Below are 18160 nucleotides of genomic sequence, written 5' to 3'. Positions count from 1 at the left end.
CTAAACCCTCAGCAGGCCAACTGCTGCATGGCCGAGGCGTTGAACTGTGGGTACTCACCGCGCGCCTGTTGCGCCGACACGTCGCTGAAGGTGTGAAAATCCAGGTGATTGACCACCAGTTCCTGCACCAACTCGCCGAATATCGCCATGGCCGGACTGCCGAAATAGGCAGTCATGGCCTGCTGGTCGGCCCAGAAGCCAGACACCAGCCACAAATCGGGGTCGCACAACGAGTGCTGCAAGGCGAAGTGCAGGCACCCGCGCGCCTGGCGCGAAGGTTCGATCAGGCTGCTCAAGCGCGCACCCAACTCCATCGAGCGTCCCGCTCGGGCACGGACAAACGCCATATGGCTGACGGGGATTTGCATGGACATGTTCGAGTCTCCCTGGGTGTCGACGGTCCGCAGCCTTGAGAGAGGCGGCGACAGGAACAGAGGTTAAGCACCTGGCTCAAGGGGCGTTAGTCGATTCCTGCCGGCTTGTTGCACAATCCTGCATCGGCACGGGATCGCTGCCACACCCATCCCCACCTGAGCAATGAACGCCACTGGGTGTTTCGAGCAAGTTTTTCAGTGCACCCGGCAGATTTTCCATGCTCCACTGGACGACACGGCAGGATCAGGCAAGTTTTGCGCAGGATCGACCTACCACCCTGCCTTGCACAAATTTAAGCTGTGCCCATTCCATCAACCTTGCCGAGGATGTGCCCATGACGTCTCTGGATTCCACCCACGCCCCGCTGGACGCCAATCTGGAACAACAACGCGTGGAACTCTCGGCAATCATTGGCCGTAACACCTGCGAGGACGGCAGCTACGCGACCGCCATCGGTTCGTTGTTCCTGTCGCGCCACAGCCAGTCCCACGAGTTCGCCCCGGTGCTCGCGCAACCTGCGCTGTGCATCATGGCCCAAGGCCGCAAAGAGGTGCACCTGGCGGACGAAGTCTTCAACTACGACCCACTCAACTACCTGGTGGTCTCGGTCTCGATGCCGCTGAGCGGACGGGTGGTGAATGTCTCGCCCCAGGAGCCAATCCTTGCCCTGCGCCTGGACATCGACCCCGCGGAGATCACCACGTTGATCGCCGACGCTGGCCCCCTCGGCGTCCCCACCCGCCCCGTCGGGCGTGGCCTGTATGTCGAGCAACTGGATCAACCGATGCTCGATGCCGTGCTGCGCCTGGCACGCCTGCTCGACACACCGAAAGACATCGCCATGCTCGCACCGCTGGTGCGCCGGGAGATTCTCTATCGTTTGCTGCGCAGCCCCCAAGGCCACCGGTTGTATGAAATAGCGATCGCCAACAGCCAGAGCCATCGCATCAGCCAGGCCATCAAATGGCTCAACGGCAACTACGAGCAACCCTTGCGCATTGACGACCTGGCCCGGGAAGTGAACCTGAGTGTGTCGACCCTGCACCACCGCTTCAAGGCGATGACGGCCATGAGTCCACTGCAGTATCAGAAGCAACTGCGCCTGCAAGAGGCGCGGCGCCTGATGCTGGCCGAGGGCATCGACGCCTCCGCCGCCGGTTACCGTGTCGGCTATGAAAGCCCCTCACAGTTCAGCCGTGAATACAGCAGGCTGTTCGGCGCTCCGCCGTTGCGGGATCTGGCGCGGTTGCGGATATCGGTTTAATCAGAATCTTCGGCGGGCAAATGGAACACCGCCCGTGACCACCTCTGACCTCAGGCGCCCAGTACCCGACAGGCTTCGGACGGAATAGTCACCGACACCGGATTGCCGATGCTCAGGCCGATGTCCTGGCACGGTGTGCTCAGGGCAGTCAGCGAAACGCCGGAACACTCGACCGTGGTTTCGATGGTCGCGCCGATATCCCGTACAAAAGTCACTTTGCCCAGTAGCCGGTTACCCGCCGTCGCCTGAGGATGGGACAGTTGCAAGTCCTCGGGACGCACCAGCATCTTGACCTTCTCGCCCACCACGATGCTACTGCAGATCGGCACCTGCAGGGCATCGCCACCTGGCAAGCCGACCTTGCCATCACCCAATGCGGTGGCCGGGAAAATGTTGCCCGAACCGATGAAGTCCGCCACAAACTCGTTGGCCGGGTGGCGGTAGATCTCGATCGGCGTACCAATCTGCTGGATCCGGTGCTCACCCAGTACCACCACGATATCGGCCATGGTCATGGCTTCACGCTGGTCGTGAGTGACCAGGATGGTGGTGATGTTCAGGCGTTGCTGCAACTGACGGATTTCCACCTGCATCGACTCACGCAGCTTGGCGTCCAGTGCTGACAGCGGCTCATCGAGCAACAGGATTTTCGGATGCGCGGCAATCGCCCGGGCAATCGCCACTCGTTGACGCTGGCCGCCGGACAGTTTCGACACCGGACGGTCGACCATCTGCTGCAGCTGAATCAGTTGCAGCAGCTCAGTGACCCGCGTCTGCTGGTCGCTCTTGCTCACGCCGCGCAGCTTCAAGGGATAGGCGATGTTCTCGCCGACGGTCATGTGCGGGAACAGCGCCAGGGATTGAAACACCATGCCGAAGTTGCGCAGGTGCGCGGGTGTATTACCAATGTCTTCGCCGTCCAGGCGAATCTCCCCGCCACTAAGGGTTTCCAGGCCCGCGATCATGCGCAGCAAGGTGGTTTTACCGCAGCCCGAGGGCCCGAGAAAACACACCAGCTTGCCCTCGGGCAAATGCAGGTTGACGTCTTTTACCGCGCAAGCCGAGCCGTAATGTTTCTCGACGTTTTCCAGAATCAGACCAGTCATGTTGCTCACCTCAAATCAAAAGGAAACGCCACCTTCACCGACCAGCTTCTCCAACGCCCAGATCAGGACGAAGTCGATCAGCACGATCAGCACGGCAAACGAAAATACGGTGGGGTCCAGCGATGACACGGTGCGGCTGTACATCCAGATCGGCACGGTCATGACATCGATGGTGTAGAGGAAGTAGGTCACGGTGAATTCGTTGAACGAGACGATGAATGCCAGCAGCATCCCCGCCAGGATCCCCGACTTCATCAGCGGTACCACCACATCGAAAATGGCCCGGGTCGGCGAAGCACCAAGCATCTGCGCTGCTTCTTCGACTTCGCTGCCAATGGAAAGCATTGCCGCCGTGCAGTTCTTCACCACGAATGGCAGGGCCAGGATCACGTGGGCAATCACCAGCCGCGAGGTGGTCATCTGGAATGGCAGGCTGTCGAACACCAACAGCAAGGCCAGCCCCAGCACCACCATCGGAAACACCAGCGGCAGCGACATCAATTGCAACGCCACGGCCTTGCCACGAAACTCGCAACGGGTCAGCGCATAGGCAGCCGGCACCGCGATGAGCGTGGCGAAGATCATGGTCAGGCATGACACCATCAGGCTGGTGCTCATGGCCGTGCCCAGGCTCAGCACATCGCTGGCGTCCGGCGAAACGAAGGTGTGCCAGGCGGCCTTGTACCATTGCAGGCTGTAGCTGCTGGGCGGGAAGTCGAGGTTCGACGCGCCACTGAACGACATGACGATCATGGTCAGGATCGGCAGCACCGCCAGCAGCAGGATGAAACCGGACAACACGCCGGCAAACCTGCCGGTATCGCCGGGCAACAACGACTGGCGCTTCTTGATCAAGGTGCTCATTGCGAAGCCTCCAGCATGCGCCGACGACGGCCGGTGATGTATTCGGACAGGGTCATGATGGCCAGGGTGGTAACGATCAACACCACGCCTGCCGCGGACGCGGCCGGCCAGTTCATCAGCGGCGCAATCTGGTCGTGCACCATCACCGCCAGCATCGGCACGCGTCGGCCGCCGAGCAGCAACGGCACCACAAAACTGCTGGCGTTGTAGGCGAAGACCAGGGTCGCACCGGTGATGATCCCCGGCAGGCTCATGGGCAACACGACCTGGCGGAACACCTGCAAGCGGCTGGCGCCGAGGGTCGCGGCGGCTTCTTCATAGGTCCGGGCAACGCCGCGCATGGCACTGGCAATCGGCAGGACGGCCAACGGAAACGCGGTTTGCACCAGCCCCATCAATACGCCGTTCTGGTTGTACAGCAGCATGATCGGGCGCTGAATCAGGCCCAGGCCCATCAAGGCCTGGTTGAGCATGCCACCGGGGCCCAGGATCACCAGCCAGCCATAGCTTTGCAGCAGCAGATTGACCAGCAACGGCAACAGCACCGCCGCCAGAAACACCCGGCGCAGCAAGGGTGAAGTCAGGCGCGACATGGTGTACGCCACCGGAATCGCCAGCAGCACCGCGATCACCGCGCTGATCAATGCCAGGCGCAGGGTCAGCAGCAAGGACTTGAGGTAGTAAGGCTCCAGCAACTGGGCGTAGCTGGCCAGGCTGAAACCGCTCCACTCCGCGCCTTTGGTGCCAACGCTCATGCGCAGCACCAAGAGGCTGGCGGCAATCAGCACACCGAGAAACAGCATCGAGGGCGTCAGGAGAAACCAGGCGCGCAGCGTCGGTGAAACGCCGAGGTGGCGGCGCACGACAGCTGCGCCGACCGGGTGGGTCAGGGGTTGGTGTTCCATAGCAAGGGTCTCGTCAATGGAAAACAAAAAACCTGGAGTCGCACGAGAAACCGTGGCGAGGGAGCTTGCTCCCGCTGGGTCGCAAAGCGCCCCCCAGAACCTGTTGACCGGTGTTCCTCTGACACACCGCACCGCCCGCTTCACGACTGCTACGCAGTCGAGCGGCAGCAAGTTCCCTCACCACAATGGATCTCCAGACGACAGGCGTCAGGAAGAGAAGATTTCCGTGTAACGACGAATCCATTGGTCATGCACACTCGCCAGGAAGGCGTTGTCGTGCATGATCGCCTTCTCGGCGATCTGCTCCGGCGTCAGGATGTACGGGCTCTTGCGCGCTTCGGCGGAGATGATCGCCTTGGCGTTGACCGGACCGTTGAAGATGTCTTCGGCCATCTTGCCCTGCACCAGCGGGTCGAGGGAGTGGTCGATGAAGGCGTAGGCCAGGTCAGTGTCACCGGGACGGTTCTTGGGCATCACCGACAACATCAGGTCGGTGTAGAACCCTTCCTTCATACCAAACGTGGCGCCCAGGCCGTAGGCCGGGTCACGGATCTGCTTCGGGAAGAACGCCGGAGCGTACAGGCCACCCATGTCCAGGGACCCGGTGCGGAACAGTTCGGCGATCTGGTTGGGGTTTTCACCCAGGGTCACGACACGGTCCTTGAGCTCGGCGAGCTTCTTGAAGCCAGGTTCGATGTTGTGTTCGTCACCGCCCGCCAGTTTCGCCGCGATGATGATCAGGTCCATCGCCTCGGTCCAGTTCGGCGGTGGCAGGAAGATGTTCGGCGCCATGTCGGCGTCCCACAGCGCCGCGTAGCTGTCCGGGGCTTCTTTCAAGGTACGGGTGCTGTAGACCAGGCTGTTGCACCAGAGCAGGTAACCAATGCCGTGGCCGTTGGCCCCGGTGCGGTATTTCTCCGGTACGTCGAGCAGGTTGGGAATGCGGTTGAGGTCGGGCTTCTCCAGCAGGCCGGCAGCGGCCAGGCCTTCGGCACCGACACCGGCCAGGGTGATGATGTCGTATTGCGGACGATCCCCCCCTGCCTTGAGCTTGGCGACCATCTCCGAGGTGCTGCCAGTGCGGTCGGCGATGACCTTGGCACCGGTCTTGGCTTCAAAGGTCGCGGCAATGTTGCGCAGCGCGGCAAGCCCGGTGTCATCGGACCAGGTCAGCAGGCGCAGGGTCTTGCCCTGGAAACGGGTATCGCTGGCGCTGGCGCGGATGAACGGCATGCTCATGGCCGCCGCGGCAACCGAGGCGACACCTACGGTCTTGATGAATTGTCTTCTGTTCAGATCATGCTCGCCCATGGAGGACTCCCTTTATTGTTGTAGGTATAAGGTGGCTGCATCCCTTGCGACCGCGCGGTTCGACTTGCGGCAAGCCCCCGAATTACAAGGGCTTGGGCGGGGTCTTCGGGCTCATCCTGAGGTCACGCAAAACGCGCAACAATCGAAAAAAAATCATTGGTGCCATGTCCCGCGCGCATGCCTCGTTACGAGGCATGCGTGGCCCGTTTTCGTGCTCTCAGACGGCGCGAATCACGTGCTTGATTTCCTGAAACGCTTGCAAGCCCCAAGGCCCCAATTCGCGGCCGATGCTGCTCTGCTTGTAGCCGCCCCAAGCGGTCTGCGGGAAGATCACCTGGGGCGCGTTGATCCATACCAGCCCGGCCTGCAAGGCGTTGGCGACCCGCTCGGCATTCTCGACATCACGGCTGACCACGCTGGCGACCAGGCCGAACTGACTGTCGTTGGCCAGCCCGATGGCCTCCTGCTCAGAGGCAAAACGGCGCACACACAGCACCGGGCCAAAAATCTCTTCACACCACAGCGCACTGTCCAGGGGCACGTCGGTGAAGACCGTGGGCTGCAAAAAATAACCGCGCGGCAGATCGGCAGGACGACCACCACCACCACAGACCAGGCGGGCGCCAGCGCTCAGGCCGCGATCAATGTGGCCCAGCACCCGCTGGTACTGCGCCTGATTGACCAGGGCGCCCATTTCCACGTCCGGGTCGAATGGATCGGCCACCCGAATCGATTCGGTCTTGGCCTTCAGCCGCTGCAGGAATTCATCCGCCAGTTCATCGGCCACCAGTACCCGGCTGGTGGCGGAACACATCTGCCCGGCGTTGAAAAAACCACCGCCGCTGGCCAGCTCTACCGCCAGGTCGAGGTCGGCATCCGCCATCACCAGCAACGAGGATTTACCGCCCAGTTCCAGGCTCACGCCCTTCACCGTTTCCGCCGCGCGCTGCATGACCTGTACGCCGACCACGTTACTGCCGGTAAAGGAAATCTTCGCCACCCGTGGGTCGCCCGACAGCGGCGCACCGACCGCCAGGCCCGTCCCGCAGACCAGGTTGAACACGCCCTTGGGTAAGCCACTCTCGGCGATGATCGTCGCCAGTTCCAACTCCGCCAGCGGGGTGACTTCCGACGGTTTGAGCACCACGCAGCAACCTGCCGCCAGGGCCGGGGCGAGTTTCCAGGCGGTAGTGACCATCGGGAAATTCCACGGCACGATCAACCCCACCACACCGCACGGCTCGCGGCGCACGCGGGCGGCGAAGTCGTCGCTCGGCAGCTCGACCGTGCGGTCCAGCCCGGCATCCAGTGCTTCGGCGAGGCCGGCGTAATAGTCGAAGGTGGCGATCACGTCATCGACGTCGATCCCCGCTTCGAACTGTGGCTTGCCGTTGTTGATCGACTGCAAGTACATCAGACGCTCACGGCGAGTCTGCACACCGCTGGCGATGGCACGCAGGATCGCGCCACGCTCGCTACCGGTGGTTTTCGACCAACCGGCAAACGCCGCGCTGGCCGCGGTCACCGCGTGCCGGACTGCGCGTTCATCGCCGCCGTTGACCGTGGTCAGCAAGGCTTCGGTGGCCGGGTTGATGACCCGCAGGTGTTCGTCGCCCGCCGACCATCGGCCATCGATATAGAGGCCGTCCAACGTGACAGGAAAGCTCATGCCGACACCGCCTTCATCCACTGGCTCTGGTCGATTTCGATCAGGGTCGGGCCCTGACGATCAACCGCCGCCCGCAGGGCTGACTGCAGTTCTTCGACGCCGTTGATAGCCAGCGCCGCGCAGCCCAGGCCTTTGGCCACGGTGATGAAATCCGGGGTGTAGATGTCGACGCCTACCGGCTCAATGTCGCGGTTGACCATATATTTCTTGATCTCTTCATAGCCCTGGTTGTTCCACAGCAGGACGATCACCGGGGTACGGGCTTCCACCGCGCTGGCCAGCTCCGGCAAGGTGAATTGCAGGCCGCCATCACCGATCAGGCACACCACGGGCGGACGAGAATTGCATTCGGTTCCACCGCCGAGCCAGGCGCCGATGGCGGCTGGCAAGGCGTAGCCCAAGGTGCCGTAACCGGTGGACGAGTTGAACCAGCGACGCGGACGTTCCGGGTTGAAGGTCAGGTTGCCGGTGTACACCGGCTGGGTCGAATCACCGACAAACACCGCCTCAGGCAGCGTGTCCTGCACGGTTTTCAGGAACAGCGTCTGGGCACGGGTTGGCGCATCCCAGGTCGTGTCGAGCTGGGCACGCAAGGTCGCGGCCCGAGCCTGGCCCCAGTCGCTGCTGCGTTCAGCCAGCACATGCCTGGCCACGCCATCGAGCAACGCCTGTGCCGCGTTCCGGGCGTCGGACACCAGCGCTATCTGGGGCGGGTAGTTGCGCACGGTCTGGTCGGGATCGATGTCGACCCGCAACAAAGCCCCCGGAATCTCGAAGCCACCGGCAAAGGTCACGTCGTAGTCGGTTTCCGCCAGTTCGGTGCCGATGGCCAGCACGACGTCCGCGTCCGCCACCAAGGCACGGGTGGCCACCAGGGTCTGGGTCGAGCCGATCAGCAGCGGGTGCAGCGAGGGCAGCATGCCTTTGGCGTTGATGGTCAGTGCCACCGGGGCGTCGAGCCGTTCGGCCAGTTGCATCAGTTCGGCAGCGGCATCGATCGCACCGCCACCGGCTAGGATCAGCGGACGCTTGGCGTTGGCCAGCCATTCGCTCATTTGCGCCACGGCCGCTGGGGCTGCACCGGCGCGAGTGATGTTTACCGGCTGGCTGTCGAACAGTGCATCGGCGTCTTCCACCAGCACGTCCAGTGGAATTTCGATGTGCACCGGACGCGGGCGGCCCGCCTGGAACAAGGCAAAGGCGCGAGCCAGCACGCCTGGCAATTCAGCCGCCGACATCAGCGTATGGGAGAACGCCGCCACACCGGCCACCAGCGCACCCTGGTTCGGCAGCTCATGCAGCTTGCCGCGACCGCCGCCCAATTGGCTGCGCGATTGCACACTGGAGATCACCAGCATCGGGATCGAATCGGCATAGGCCTGGCCCATGGCGGTGGTGATATTGGTCATGCCAGGGCCGGTGATGATGAAACACACCCCCGGTTTGCCGCTGGTGCGGGCATAGCCGTCGGCCATGAAGCCGGCGCCCTGCTCGTGACGGGGGGTGACGTGGTTGATGCTCGAACGGGCCAGCCCGCGATACAACTCAACGGTATGCACGCCGGGAATGCCGAACACCTGCTCGACCCCGTAGCCTTCGAGTAACTTGACCAATACTTCGCCACACGTCGCCATGTCTTTGCCCTTTTTATTTGTCGAGACACTGGCCCCACGCGCCAACCCAGTGTGCGCGGCGAGGCTCAGTCATGGCGTTATTGGAACGGTCCGCGGGTAGCCGCAACAATCGATAAAAAGTCATACTCGCCATGTCCTCACCTCATGCCTTGGCGTCCCATGAAACGACTTCCTCCCCTTCCCGCCCTGCACACGTTTCTGATCACGGCCCAATGCTGCAACTTCACCCGGGCAGCCGAGCAGTTGCACATCACCCAAGGCGCGGTGAGCCGGCAGATCGCCGGCCTGGAAGAACATCTGGGTTACGCCCTGTTTCACCGTCAGGCGCGCGGGTTGAGCCTGACCGCCGAAGGGCTGGAGTGGCTGCCACGGATCCAGCAGGTGTTCGGCCTGATCGATGAGGCGGTGGAGCAAGCCGGCAAGCACCGTGAAACCTTGCAACTCAAGGCGCCGACCTGTGTCATGCGCTGGCTGTTGCCACGTTTGCTGCAATGGCAGAAAGAGCGCCCGGACGTGCCGGTGGAACTGACGACCACCGTGCAGCACGGCGTGGACTTTCATCGCGAACAGTTCGACGCGGCCGTCATGTACGGCGCGCCACCGGACAGCTCACTGGCGTCCTTGCGTCTGTTTGACGAACAACTCACGCCAGTCTGCTCCCGGCCGCTGCTCGACGGCCCGGTGCCGCTGCACAGCCCGAACGACCTGGGCAAGCACCTGCTGCTGCACCCCACGCGTGATCAACGGGACTGGAAAACCTGGCTGAAAGCGGCGGACGTCAACCTCAGTACCCTGGGCAAGGGCCAGCATTTCGAAACCCTGGATTTGGCCATGTCTGTGGCGTCCCAGGGTACGGGCGTGGCGATTGGTGACTGGTCGTTGATCGGCGATGACCTGAGTGCCGGAAGGCTGGTCATGCCCTTTGATCTGAAGGTCAGTACCGGGCTGGCGTACTACCTGGTGTTCCCGCAAAAGCCGGGACCGTCGCCGCAGCTGCGTGAGTTGATGGAGTGGCTGGTGTTACAGGCACAAGCGCGATAATCACTTGATCGTATCGCAGTGGTGCCTGTTCAACCGAGAAGACCATGCGCAATGCATGGCCTTCTACTGACATCACGGTTCAGCTTTTTTTGATGGCTTTCAAATAGATCAGAAATGCCTCATAACGTGCCGCGGTCGCGTTCAATGCCGGCACATCCGCAATCGACTCAGGGTGATTGACCTGGAGAAAATGCGTGTAGGCTGCAGCAACCTTCGAGACTTCTTCCGTCCAGCTACGGATAACCGGGTCCAACGCGTCCAGTTCATCCAATGCATTGAGCTTGCGCCGCAAATCACGTACTTGCAGCTCATCTGACTTGGCGCTGTCGTTAAGGGTACTCATACGCTCGCGCACCGCATCCCTGGCTTCTGCCAGATTGGTGAACTGCCGCCCTTGATCTATGCCCTCGAGATTTCCCTGGAGCTTGCTCAGCACCATTTTCAGGAAGTCCTGATCCGGTTTTTTGGTGGTTACCAGCTTTATCGCGGCCTCAATCTCCTCTGCGCTCGGCAGCAGGCTTTTGACGATAGCCAACCAACCCGGGGCCTTGAATTGCTGAATGGCATCGTCGATAAAACGCTTCTCCGCCGCAAGCTTCTCAAGGTCACCCTTGTCGCTCTCCATGCGTCGCTCGATAGCCGCCACCTCAGTACCGAAGGTCTGACGCAAATTACCGGCCGATTCAGCGAAACTGATCGTGTCAAACTCTTGGGTCACCTGCGCCAGATAGCGATTGGCAGAGTCCAACGCAACCTGCGAACCGGCAACCCGTTCAATACCATGCTTCAGGAGTCTGACTATTTGTTCGTTTTTCAGTTCGGAGGACAAACCCGTGTTACTTTCGACCTCCTGAATGCTAGTTAACGTCGCGACGAGTCCAGTGTTGGTCAATGACGCAGCAACCTTCTTGAGATCGTCAAACAGCTGTTGGTCCGCGTTATTTATCTCGTTACCGACATACGAAAGCTTATCTTGCAATGAGGGTAAAAAATCAAATTCCGGACCTACCACACTCATATTCAGCCGGTCCTTGGCGCGCCTCATTACAGCAGGGTCGGGTACTACGTAATGACCAGCCATCGCAAACTCATAATCACTCATGACCACACTCATCCTTGAATTAAGATATTCCAATTAATCCGCAACCTGATTAAAAACATCTGACAGCGCGCGAGCATGCCCTTGAATGGTTTTCCACGGCTCAAAAATGGCCTGAAGATTAAGGACCAACAAAATCAAATCCAATTCGCTCGCGTTGTCTTCAAACGCCTCCAAAGACACACCCAGACTACTCCAGACAATACCCAACACATCCTCAAGACACTTGATACCTTTCTCAGCGTCTTTCATCAATGCGCGCATTTCGGTAAAGTTGGTCGCCAGGATTATCAGGCTCTGTGACAGACGGGCTTTCGACAACTTTTCAACCAACCGCTCCTTACGATTTAACAACTCATTTTTCTGCGCCCTGGTTTCTTCCGCCTTGGCGCCGAATATACCACCGGTCACCAACAACCCAAGGGGCCCGAACACCAGCCCGGTAAAAGCGTAGCCCACCTGATAGTCATACTCTGTTTGCTTTTCGGCGATCGCCTCATCAAGTGCTCTTATTTGCTCACGAAGCTCATCAACCCCTTCATGCTTGTCGAGACCTGCCTCATCAGCAGCTTTTAACTTGGAGGCAACCTCAATCAACAACTCATTCGATATCTTGCGTGAAAATTCAATCGCCAATGCATTGACGCCGGCAACAGCCAGGTAAAAAACCGCGATATCAATTTTCGCCCGTGCCAAAGCCTTACTGAGACTCTCAACACGTTTTGAATCGGTGCTGCTCAGCGGAATAGCTGCCAGGCGTGCTTTTTCATCATCGTCCAACGAGTCAACACCTCCCTGCACACGCTTGTAGGCTTCGCTGCCCTTCAGAAGCTCGATGATGGCCGAGCCTGACTTGAAAAAGGTACTGGCAAACAGATCGAGTTGATTTCCAATATTCTTGGTTTCACGCTCCAGCGTTGCCCACGACAAGGCATGCTGATGAATACGCTGATGAAACTGCTGTATGCTCTCCGGGGAAACTTCTTTATAATTCGACTCACTGTAGCCGAGATAAGATTCAACCTCTCTGATATCTAGCGGCAAGGCAAGCCCCACGCCAACATAGCGTTTAATCGACAGCACATGGCTTTTCTTGACGATAAACGTTTCTTCATCAATATTTTTCGTCCGTTGACCAAAGTACTGCTCCGGCACAAACCAGGAGGCCGCCATCACATTATCAACGCCCTTCAGCGTTGGAACAACGCTCACCGCTATCGCCTGCAACTGCTCAGCGGCCAATTCTAAATCTTGCCTCATATATTCTCCGATGTATAACCAGGACATATAACCCGCACTTAAGCACTTACTCATTCATATCATGAGTCGATGAATACGCCTTAAATACCAAGTAACAGTATCGCGCTGCCCCCTCACTCACAACCTCCCGTTCGGACCAGACAATGTAGGACTTCGCCCTTAACATTGTCGGCAAAAAAATCATCAAAAAACAAAAACAACTCCCACGCCAAGCAACCTACATTTATTCACTACCAACCCGTAACTATCCATTTCAAAAACCCTCCTTCAACAAATATTCACAAGATCACCAAACTGCACTCAACACACTCAATCCGATAAAGCACACGCAAAAAAAAATGACCACTGAAGTGGCCATTTTCATACATCTGCTCAGTAACCTACCGTAAATCTCTGCCGGGAATATTCATGTCTCTCCACTTCATCCAGCATCGCAATCGCATAGTCGGCGAAAGTGATCCAGCTCTTGCCTTCAGCACTCACCAGCAAGTCATCCTGGCCGATACGAAAAGTCCCGGTGCGCTCGCCTTCAACGAACAGCGCGGACGGCGAGAGGAAGGTCCAGTCCAGCTCCTGCTCCTGGCGCAAGGTGTCGAGGAACACCGCGCCGGCACTGGCCTCGGCCTTGTACTCAGCCGGAAAGTCCGGGCTATCGATGACCCTGCTGCCGGTGGGCAACAGTAGCGAGCCGGCGCCACCGACCACCAGCAGGCGCTTGACCCCGGCTTGCTTCACCGGAGCGGTGATGGCGCCGGCGGGGATGGTCGCAAAATGTGCGGCACTGATCACCAGGTCATGGCCGGCCACTGCCGCTTGCAAGGCGGCTGCATCGAGAACGTCCACGTTCTTGCTCACCACACCCGGACGCGGGCTGAGTTTCGAGGTGTCGCGGGCAATGGCGGTGACGCTGTGACCACGACGCAGGGCCTCTTCCAGCAGTTGGCTGCCGGCACGGCCGGTGGCACCAATGATTGCGATCTTGCTCATGAACAGTGCTCCAGTTCAGGTGTGACGCAGCGCGTCACTGGCGGCATTCCCACGCGAGCGTGGGAACGATCATTCAGTTACTCGGTGAACACGAGTTACCACTTCATCTCGCCCTTGGCGACTTTTGCGCTCAGCTCCAGGGAGCTTTCTTCGCCCAGGGTCGGGTAACGTTTTTTCATGGCGCCGATCAGCTCGGCGGAGTCCTTGGCGTTGGCTGTTTCTTCATCGAATGCCTTGATGTAGTCGGCGGTGAAATGCACGGCTGCCAGCGACCGGGCGCTGTCACCCAGGTAGTGGCCGGGAACGATAGTCTCGGGTTTCAAGCGCTCGATGGTATTCAAGGTCGTCAACCAATCCGCATGGGACTGTGGGGTTTGAGTATCGGCCATCCAGACATGGATGTTTTCTGCCACCACCACGCCGCCGACCACGGCCTTGATCGAAGGGATCCAGACAAAACTGCGGTCCGGTTGCTGGCCGTCCAGGCCAATGATCTCCAGTTGCTTGCCTTCCAGGGTCAGGCTATTGCCCTTGAGCACACCCGGGACGATGGTTCTGGCCGGTACATCCGTGCCCATTTTCGGCCCCCAGAACGCAACCTTGCCGGCAACGGTCGCCTTGATGTGGTCGACCGTTGGCTGCGACGCCAGCACCTTGGCCTTGGGAAACGCCGCGGTAATAGTGTCCAGGCCAAAGTAGTAATCCGGGTCGCCGTGGCTGATGTAAATGGTGGTCAGTTGCTTGCCGCTGGCGCGGATTTTTTCCACCACCTGCTCGGCCTGGGATTTACCAAACTGTGCGTCCACCAGAATCGCTTCGCGCTCACCGCTGACCAGTACCGAGGTCACCGGGAAAATCGCGGCGGTGCCGGGGTTGTAGACATCCAGGGTCAGCGCGGGCGTGGCGGCGGCCGCATGAGCCGCGAAGCCCAGGGTGGCGGTGGCGAGTAAAAGACGCTTGAGCGAAGTGAAGCCGATCATGGTGTTGCTCCGTGTTCCGTAGGCCGTATCTGGCGATGGGACAGAGCTTAGTTGCCTGACTCAGTACAAAAAATGCGATGCTTGGACATAGTTTGTTTCTGAAAGCGGGCAAATCATGGATCGACTTCAAGCAATGCGGGTGTTCGTCACGGTGGTCGACCTGGGCAGCCAGTCGGCCGCGGCGGATCATCTGGACCTGTCGCGTCCGGTGGTCTCGCGCTACCTGGCGGAACTGGAAGACTGGGTCGGTGCGCGGTTGATGCACCGCACCACACGCAAACTGAGCCTGACCGCGGCCGGCAGCGAAATCCTGCCGCGTTGTCGGCAGATGCTCGACTTGTCGAGTGACATGCAGGCCGCGGTGAGCGAGCCGGACGATACACCACGGGGCTTGCTGCGCATCAGCGTCAGCACCTCCTTCGGCCAGGCGCAACTGGCCGACGCCGTGGCCGCCTACGTCAAGCGCTTTCCCGGCGTCAGCATTGACCTGCAGATGCTCGACCGCACGGTGAACCTGGTGGACGAGCGCATCGACCTGGCGATCCGCACCAGCAACGACCTGGACCCGAACCTGATCGCCCGGCGCCTGACCGTCTGCCGCTCGGTGATCTGTGCCTCCCCCGCCTACCTGCGCGAACACCCGACACCCCTGCGGGTGGAGGACCTGCGCCTGCACAATTGCCTGACCCACTCCTACTTCGGCAAAAGCCTCTGGCATTTCGAACAGGATGGCGAGCAGGTGTCGGTACCGGTGCAGGGCAACATCAGCGCCAACGAAGCCAGCACCTTGCTGCGTGCGGCCATGGCCGGTGCCGGGGTGGCGATGCTGCCCAGCTATCAGGCCTACGTGCATATTCACAGCGGCGAACTGGTACGCCTGCTGCCCCATGCCGAGCCCCGGCAAATGAACATGTATGCGGTCTATGCATCACGCAAACACATGCCGGCGGCGTTGCGCAGCATGCTGGATTTCCTGGTGGCGCGGTTCCCGGAAACTCCGCAATGGGACGCGAACCTGTAGGTGCTTTGGGCAGTGATCGTTTTCGACATCACGACCCTGAATACCCGGCTACACGCGAGGGCCGCGTGCATGGCAAGTCCCTGCGCCTGACCTATGCTGACAGTAATACCCACGGGTATTCGTTCAGAGGTCAGCGCCATGAACATCAGAACAAGAAGATACCTCTCCATTTTCATTACCTGCACCGCCACCCTGGCGTTGTATGGCACCGCTGCCTACCGGGTCGAACAAGCCCGCCAGCAACCCAGAGTCGCCGCCAGCTGTGGAATTGACCAGTGCATTCCACACAACGCAACCCTGAACTCCCTCAGGTAACGGACCGTCTCAATCGTCGCTGCCCTGATCGGACTTCAAGCCATCACGAAACGCCTTGGGCGAGATCCCGACACGCCGCCGGAACAGCCGCGTGAAATTGGTCGGATCGGAAAAGCCCAGCCAATCGGACATCTCATAAATGGTCATGCTGGTGTAGGTCAACAAACGCTTGGCCTCCAGCAACTGGCGCTCGTGCATGATCTGCAGCGCCGGCTGCCCCGCCAGTTCGCGGCACGTGCCATTGAGATGGGACACGGAGATCCCCAGCCGGTGCGCCAGATCCTCGACCTTGACGTGCTGCCGATAGTTTTCTTCCACCAGTTGAATGTACCCGTTGAGGTACTCCCGCGCGCGCTGGGGCCGCTGGTTGGCCGCTCGGCGCTGGATCACCTGCCGGCTGACCCACACCATGATGACGCTGACCAGCGAATGCATGAGCATTTCACGCGCGGGCTGATGCCCGGTGTACTCATTCTGCAAGGCACTGAACAGACTGTTCAGGTAATCGGCTTCGGTGCCGGCAGGGTAGCTGGCGGCCTGCGCCAATGCATTCACCGAGTTGCCGAGCTGCGCTTGAAGGTGAGCCACCAGCGGTGCCGCCAGTGTCACCACAAAACCTTCAACGTCTTCATGGAAGCGAAAACCATGCACGGACAGTGGTGGCAGGATCTGGATCGCGGCCTCGTTGAGCTGGGTGCGCTGGCCTTCGATCTCCAGCTCTGCCTGGCCTTTGAATACAAACAGTAACTGACATAAATCGGCGTGCCGATGGGGTTTGATTTCCCAGTGGTGTTCGCGGCTACGCTTGGAGATGGTTTCACAATGCAGCAAGTCCGGGGTCGGCCAGTCCAGACTTTCACCATAGAGCTTGAACACAGGAATCGCAGGCTTGTTCATAACTTCAGTCCAGGCCTCAGCATAACGGGCGATAATCGCCCCGATTGGCGAAATGTACAGGTATCGGCTCAGTTTTCACCTTCAATTGACAGACTCACAAGCGAAAAATGCAAGCACTCGATTCTTGATAACTATTCACCGGCGTTGTCCGCGTGAAGCTTGCGAGCCATAACAACAATGAAAATCCTCAAGACCCAAGTCGCCATTATCGGCGCCGGCCCCTCTGGCCTGCTGCTCGGCCAGTTGCTGCACAACGCCGGCATCGCCACGGTGATTGTCGAACGCCAGACACCTGATTACGTACAACAACGAATCCGCGCCGGAGTCCTGGAACAAGGCATGGTCGACCTGCTGCGCCAGGCCGGGGTCAGTCAGCGCATGGACGCCGAAGGGCTGGTGCATGGCAGCTTTCAACTGGCCTTGGGCGAGCGCCAGGTGCACATCGACCTGCATGCCCTGACCGGTGGCAAGACCGTGATGATCTACGGCCAGACCGAAGTCACCCGCGACTTGATGATTGCTCGTCAGAACGCCGGGGCCACGACCCTGTACGAAGCCCGCAACGTCGTGCCCCACGACATGAAATCCGACGAGCCCTTCCTGACATTTGAAAAGGATGGCGAAGCCTGGCGCGTGGATTGCGACTACATCGCCGGGTGCGACGGTTTCCATGGCGTCGCTCGCCAATCGATTCCCGCCGACAATTTGAAGGTCTTCGAGCGAGTGTATCCGTTCGGCTGGCTGGGCATCCTCGCCGACACCCCTCCCGTCCACGAAGAGCTGGTCTATGCCCGACATGCTCGCGGCTTTGCCTTGTGCAGCATGCGTTCGCCCACCCGCACTCGCTACTACGTGCAAGTGCCGACCGAGGAAAAAGTGCAGGACTGGTCCGACCAGCGCTTCTGGGATGAGTTGAAAGCACGCCTGCCCTCGGCGCTTGCCGAACGCCTGGTCACCGGGCCGTCCATCGAAAAAAGCATCGCGCCGCTGCGCAGCTTTGTGGTCGAACCGATGCAGTACGGGCGCATGTTCCTGGTCGGCGATGCCGCGCACATCGTCCCACCAACCGGCGCCAAGGGCCTGAACCTGGCGGCCAGCGATGTCAGCACCCTGTTCAACATCCTGCTCAAGGTATTGCGTGACGGCCGTACCGACTTGCTGGAAAAGTACTCCGAAGTCTGCCTGCGCCGAGTGTGGAAAGCCGAGCGATTCTCCTGGTGGATGACCTCGATGCTCCATACCTTCGAAGACAGTGACGCCTTCAGCCAGCGCATCAGCGAATCGGAACTGGAATACTTCGTCGACTCCGAGGCCGGGCGCAAGACTATCGCCGAAAATTACGTCGGTCTTCCTTACGAGGCTATCGAATAGCCCCCTACCGACTTAAACTGCCGAGCATCCCCGCTCGCCATGCTCCCTGCGGGTCAATCAC

The 18160-nt window shown here is 59.9% G+C and carries 17 protein-coding genes; 5 read left to right on the top strand and 12 right to left on the bottom strand.

Features of this window, described 5'->3' with window-relative positions; genetic code table 11:
- Positions 1-8 precede the first annotated feature (8 nt).
- The gene (locus CKW07_RS12715) at positions 9-374 is read right to left on the bottom strand and encodes a putative quinol monooxygenase (protein WP_095145219.1); all 366 of its coding nucleotides are present in this window, start codon (positions 372-374) and stop codon (positions 9-11) included.
- A gap of 335 nt (positions 375-709) precedes the next feature.
- Here CKW07_RS12715 and CKW07_RS12710 point away from each other — a divergent pair, with 335 nt between their 5' ends.
- Positions 710-1639 carry an AraC family transcriptional regulator gene (locus CKW07_RS12710; protein WP_095145218.1) on the top strand — a complete coding sequence of 310 codons (930 nt, stop codon included), beginning with the start codon at positions 710-712 and terminating at the stop codon, positions 1637-1639.
- A 50-nt stretch (positions 1640-1689) separates the two neighbouring features.
- Here CKW07_RS12710 and CKW07_RS12705 read toward each other — a convergent pair whose 3' ends face one another.
- From CKW07_RS12705 to CKW07_RS12680, 6 genes are all read right to left on the bottom strand, one after another.
- Positions 1690-2745 (bottom strand): ABC transporter ATP-binding protein, encoded by a 1056-nt coding sequence (locus CKW07_RS12705; protein ID WP_095145217.1) that lies wholly within the window; start codon positions 2743-2745, stop codon positions 1690-1692.
- Positions 2746-2760: 15 nt separating this feature from the next.
- Positions 2761-3609: an ABC transporter permease gene (locus tag CKW07_RS12700; protein ID WP_095145216.1), complete on the bottom strand. Its 849-nt coding sequence runs from the start codon at positions 3607-3609 to the stop codon at positions 2761-2763.
- Positions 3606-4514 carry an ABC transporter permease gene (locus tag CKW07_RS12695; protein ID WP_095145215.1) on the bottom strand — a complete coding sequence of 303 codons (909 nt, stop codon included), beginning with the start codon at positions 4512-4514 and terminating at the stop codon, positions 3606-3608. Before CKW07_RS12695 ends, CKW07_RS12700 begins: the two co-directional genes overlap by 4 nt.
- 207 nt (positions 4515-4721) lie before the next feature.
- On the bottom strand, positions 4722-5825 hold the full coding sequence (locus CKW07_RS12690) for an ABC transporter substrate-binding protein (protein WP_095145214.1): 1104 nt from the start codon (positions 5823-5825) through the stop codon (positions 4722-4724).
- 217 nt (positions 5826-6042) lie between these two features.
- A complete protein-coding gene (locus tag CKW07_RS12685) occupies positions 6043-7494 on the bottom strand; it encodes an aldehyde dehydrogenase family protein (RefSeq protein WP_095145213.1) in 1452 nt (483 codons plus the stop codon).
- Positions 7491-9128: a 5-guanidino-2-oxopentanoate decarboxylase gene (locus CKW07_RS12680; protein WP_095145212.1), complete on the bottom strand. Its 1638-nt coding sequence runs from the start codon at positions 9126-9128 to the stop codon at positions 7491-7493. Before CKW07_RS12680 ends, CKW07_RS12685 begins: the two co-directional genes overlap by 4 nt.
- A gap of 159 nt (positions 9129-9287) precedes the next feature.
- Between CKW07_RS12680 and CKW07_RS12675 the strand changes: the two genes are divergently transcribed.
- A complete protein-coding gene (locus tag CKW07_RS12675) occupies positions 9288-10169 on the top strand; it encodes a LysR substrate-binding domain-containing protein (RefSeq protein ID WP_095145211.1) in 882 nt (293 codons plus the stop codon).
- Between the two features lie 79 nt (positions 10170-10248).
- Here CKW07_RS12675 and CKW07_RS12670 read toward each other — a convergent pair whose 3' ends face one another.
- From CKW07_RS12670 to CKW07_RS12655, 4 genes are all read right to left on the bottom strand, one after another.
- The gene (locus CKW07_RS12670) at positions 10249-11271 is read right to left on the bottom strand and encodes an alpha-xenorhabdolysin family binary toxin subunit B (protein ID WP_095145210.1); all 1023 of its coding nucleotides are present in this window, start codon (positions 11269-11271) and stop codon (positions 10249-10251) included.
- 33 nt (positions 11272-11304) lie between these two features.
- Entirely contained in the window at positions 11305-12528 is a 1224-nt protein-coding gene (locus CKW07_RS12665; protein WP_141234449.1) for an alpha-xenorhabdolysin family binary toxin subunit A, read from the bottom strand.
- A gap of 372 nt (positions 12529-12900) precedes the next feature.
- Positions 12901-13515, bottom strand: a complete 615-nt coding sequence (locus CKW07_RS12660) for an NAD(P)-dependent oxidoreductase (RefSeq protein WP_095145208.1) — start codon at positions 13513-13515, stop codon at positions 12901-12903.
- 95 nt (positions 13516-13610) lie between these two features.
- A complete protein-coding gene (locus tag CKW07_RS12655; RefSeq protein WP_095145207.1) occupies positions 13611-14495 on the bottom strand; it encodes an MBL fold metallo-hydrolase in 885 nt (294 codons plus the stop codon).
- Between the two features lie 115 nt (positions 14496-14610).
- Here CKW07_RS12655 and CKW07_RS12650 point away from each other — a divergent pair, with 115 nt between their 5' ends.
- Both CKW07_RS12650 and CKW07_RS25465 read left to right on the top strand, forming a co-directional pair.
- On the top strand, positions 14611-15516 hold the full coding sequence (locus CKW07_RS12650; protein WP_095145206.1) for a LysR family transcriptional regulator: 906 nt from the start codon (positions 14611-14613) through the stop codon (positions 15514-15516).
- Between the two features lie 138 nt (positions 15517-15654).
- The gene (locus CKW07_RS25465) at positions 15655-15831 is read left to right on the top strand and encodes a hypothetical protein (protein WP_176465311.1); all 177 of its coding nucleotides are present in this window, start codon (positions 15655-15657) and stop codon (positions 15829-15831) included.
- A gap of 9 nt (positions 15832-15840) precedes the next feature.
- Here the strand turns inward: CKW07_RS25465 and CKW07_RS12640 are convergent, their stop codons facing one another.
- On the bottom strand, positions 15841-16728 hold the full coding sequence (locus CKW07_RS12640; RefSeq protein ID WP_095145204.1) for a helix-turn-helix domain-containing protein: 888 nt from the start codon (positions 16726-16728) through the stop codon (positions 15841-15843).
- A 177-nt stretch (positions 16729-16905) separates the two neighbouring features.
- Between CKW07_RS12640 and pobA the strand changes: the two genes are divergently transcribed.
- A complete protein-coding gene (gene pobA, locus CKW07_RS12635; RefSeq protein WP_095145203.1) occupies positions 16906-18099 on the top strand; it encodes a 4-hydroxybenzoate 3-monooxygenase in 1194 nt (397 codons plus the stop codon).
- Positions 18100-18160 lie beyond the last annotated feature (61 nt).

This window comes from Pseudomonas sp. Irchel s3b6 (assembly GCF_900187415.1).
GTDB lineage: Bacteria > Pseudomonadota > Gammaproteobacteria > Pseudomonadales > Pseudomonadaceae > Aquipseudomonas.
Note: the sequence above shows the minus strand (reverse complement) of the source record. Positions and strands in the feature narration are given on the sequence as shown.